The sequence below is a fragment of the Variovorax sp. P2_H12 genome (assembly GCF_056403395.1).
In genome coordinates this window covers 1-394 of the sequence record NZ_JBFUFO010000267.1, presented here as the reverse complement: position 1 = coordinate 394, position 394 = coordinate 1, and the positions used below count along the sequence as shown (strand labels likewise).

The 394-nt window shown below is 62.2% G+C and carries 1 protein-coding gene; it reads left to right on the top strand.

Going from position 1 to position 394, the window contains the following annotated elements:
• The coding region (locus AC1DYK_RS36090) for a hypothetical protein (protein ID WP_478170635.1) at nucleotides 1–199 on the top strand (199 nt) is incomplete at its 5' end.
• Nucleotides 200–394: the final 195 nt, after the last annotated feature.

Sequence of the window (394 nt, the reverse complement as noted above, 5' to 3'; positions counted from 1 at the left end):
GCGCGGAGAGATCCGAGACGGTGAAGTCGTCACGTCACACGAAGAAGCCCTGGAAGAGGAAGAAGCAGCACAGGCCGAGGACTCGGAGAATGACGACGAGTACGAAACCGCGGAAGACGGCGATGCTGAGGACGACGGAGAGGACGTGGAGGAAGACGAGTGGGAGGACGAGGCCGCCGATGAAGACCGGGAGGAGTGATCCCGATATGCGACATGGGATCAGGTGGCCTGAACCACACTGTGACGGTCCGTCTCCTGCATAGTTGCTCGGGAGAGCTTCGACTCATAGGGAGCCACCGATCCGGCGGAAGTGCGGCGGCGAACCGTGAACGGCGGCAGTACCGACTATCGTCTCCACGGAGTCCAGCAGCGATCGGAGCCAGCCACCTGAAGC